At 33.1% G+C, this 2,697-nt stretch carries 3 protein-coding genes and 1 tRNA gene; 3 read left to right on the plus strand and 1 reads right to left on the minus strand.

Annotated features, from left to right (window positions below):
• Positions 1 to 17 precede the first annotated feature (17 nt).
• Positions 18 to 94, minus strand: a tRNA-Pro gene (locus SOR77_RS08020).
• A gap of 270 nt (positions 95 to 364) precedes the next feature.
• Between SOR77_RS08020 and SOR77_RS08025 the strand changes: the two genes are divergently transcribed.
• The 3 genes from SOR77_RS08025 to SOR77_RS08035 form a co-directional block, all read left to right on the plus strand.
• The gene (locus SOR77_RS08025) at positions 365 to 2,059 is read left to right on the plus strand and encodes a proline--tRNA ligase (RefSeq protein WP_320636597.1); all 1,695 of its coding nucleotides are present in this window, start codon (positions 365 to 367) and stop codon (positions 2,057 to 2,059) included.
• A 6-nt stretch (positions 2,060 to 2,065) separates the two neighbouring features.
• Positions 2,066 to 2,281 (plus strand): YdbC family protein, encoded by a 216-nt coding sequence (locus SOR77_RS08030; protein WP_320636598.1) that lies wholly within the window; start codon positions 2,066 to 2,068, stop codon positions 2,279 to 2,281.
• A gap of 60 nt (positions 2,282 to 2,341) precedes the next feature.
• Positions 2,342 to 2,697, plus strand: a 356-nt coding sequence (locus tag SOR77_RS08035) for a trigger factor family protein (protein WP_320636599.1), incomplete at its 3' end; no start/stop codon positions are given.

Raw genomic sequence — 2,697 nt, forward strand, 5'->3', positions numbered from 1 at the left:
AATGCGATGCTTTTTGATGGTCGGGGTGAGAGGATTTGAACCCCCGGCCCCATGGTCCCAAACCACGTGCGCTACCAAACTGCGCTACACCCCGAAATCAAAGTACTAATAAATTATAATTCTATTATGAAAATTTTGCAAGTCTTTTTTTATATCTTTTAAAAAGTTTTTTATAAGACTTTGAAATCAATCATTTTTTGAATTCAATTAATTTGTTTTAATATTGTACATAATTTTTTACAGAAAAACAATAAATTTTTAAATAAAAATGAAAATTTATAGATAGATTGGCTAAATTACTTGAATTAGACTTGTTTTAATAATATAATTATATGGCAAATTGTAAGAGGAATTGGAGGAATTTATGAAACTTTCTAAATTATATATGCCAACCCTTAGGGAAGCACCTCAAGATGCAGAAATAGCGTCTCATAAATTGTTGTTAAGAGGAGCTTTTATTCGAAAATCTGCAAGTGGAATATATTCATACTTGCCTTTAGGATATAGAGTGGTAAGAAAGATTGAAAATATTGTAAGAGAAGAAATGGACAGAGCGGGAAGTCAAGAGATACTAATGTCTGCAATACAACCCAAAGAAATTTGGGAGGTATCAGGCAGATGGGATAGATTTGGCCCTGAGATGTTTAAATTAAAAGATAGACATGAAAGGGAGTTTTGTCTTGGACCGACTGCTGAAGAGTATTTTACAACTCTAATAAAAGATGAAGTAAAATCTTACAAGCAACTTCCTCTAAATTTATATCAAATACAGACAAAGTATAGAGATGAAAAGAGACCTAGATTTGGAGTTAATAGAGCGAGAGAATTTAGTATGAAAGATGCTTATTCTTTTGATATCGATCCGGAGGGAATGAAGAAGTCTTATCAAGAAATGTATGATGCATATGAAAAGATATTTGATAGAATAGGACTGGAATATGTTGTTGTTGAAGGTGACAATGGGGCCATGGGAGGAAACCAATCTCATGAATTTATAGCTCTTGCAGATACTGGAGAAGGTGTAATAGCTTATGGAACTGGATATGCAGCAACTGCCGAAAAGGCAAAAGTAGTTTATCCGCAAGTCCCGGACGAAGAGGCAAGAGAACTTGAAGAAGTTCATACACCTAATGCTAAGACTATAGAAGACGTTTCAAGCTATCTTGGTGAAGAAAAATCAAGATGTTTAAAGGCTGTTGATTTTATGGTTCAAGAAAAACCTGTAGTAGTTTTTATACCTGGAGATAGAGAAATCAACATGGCAAAACTTGAAGGTTACTTGGGCGTTCCTGAACATGAAATAGAGGCAATGAATGATGAACAGATAAAGAACGTAGGAAGTGTGCAAGGTTTTACTGGACCTATGGGAATAGATGCAAGACTTATTTTTGATTCATCTGTTACAAGACTTCATAATTTAATAGTTGGAGCTAATAAGGAAGATTACCATATAAAGAATGCAAACTACGGAAGAGACTTCGAAGGGGAAATTGCTGAAGACTTACTTGAAGTAAAAGAAGGCGATTTAATTGAAGGAACCAATGAAGAATATAAATTTAGACGCGGTGTCGAAGTAGGAAATATATTCCAACTTGGAACTAAGTATTCTGAATCCATAGGAGCAACTTATTTAGACCAAAATGGAAAAGAACAAATTATTTGGATGGGTTCTTATGGCGTTGGAGTAACTAGAACTGTTGCGGCAGTAGTTGAGCAGTTTAATGATGATGACGGAATTATCTGGCCTATATCAGTTGCACCATATCACGTTATAATCACTGTGATGAAGGCAAATGATAAAACTCAAATGGCATTAGGGGAAGAAATTTATAACGAATTGATTTCTAAAGGATATGAAGTTTTACTTGATGACAGGAATGAAAGACCCGGAGTTAAGTTTAAAGATAGAGACCTTATAGGTATTCCTCTAAGAATAACAGTTGGTAAAAAAGCTGACGAAAAAATAGTGGAATATTCTACAAGAAGAGAAAAAAATAATGTTGAAATTGAATTAGGTGAACTTTATAGTAAAATAGAAGTTGACTTTAAAAATAATTGAGGTAATATGGCAGAATTTAAATTTGAAATAACTAGACATGTTGTAACTCTATCAACAAAGAGTAATGGATGGACAAAAGAGCTAAATATGGTTTCATGGAATGGTCGTGCTCCTAAATATGATATAAGAGAATGGGACCCGGAGCACATTAAAATGAGCAAGGGAATTACATTTGATGAAGCTGAATTTAATGAGTTAGTTGAAGCAATTAAGAATATATAAAATTAGACTATCTTTTACCAATATGGTATAATGGATTAATTATCATTTACGGAGGATGAAATGACAGATATTAAGAGAGAAAATAACACAGTAAAGTTTGAAATGGTGTTGAAAGCTGAAGAAGTTAAAATCGCCGAAGATACAGTTTTTAAGAAAAATAGAAAGTATTTCCAAGTTCCTGGATTCAGAAAGGGGAAAGTGCCAAGAAAAATAATCGAAAATGTTTATGGCAAAGAAGTATTTTTAGAAGATGCTATCAATGAAATTTTACCTAAGAAATATGAAGAAACTATTGAAGAATTAAAGCTTGAAGTTGTAGACCAGCCGCATGTAAATATTGAAGAAGCTCACTCAGGTGAAGATATTAAGGTTGAAATTTCAGTAGATGTAAAACCTGAAGTTAAAATCGAAGGATA

Origin of the sequence: Peptoniphilus sp., from assembly GCF_034090345.1 — a bacterium.
Lineage (GTDB): Bacteria > Bacillota > Clostridia > Tissierellales > Peptoniphilaceae > Peptoniphilus.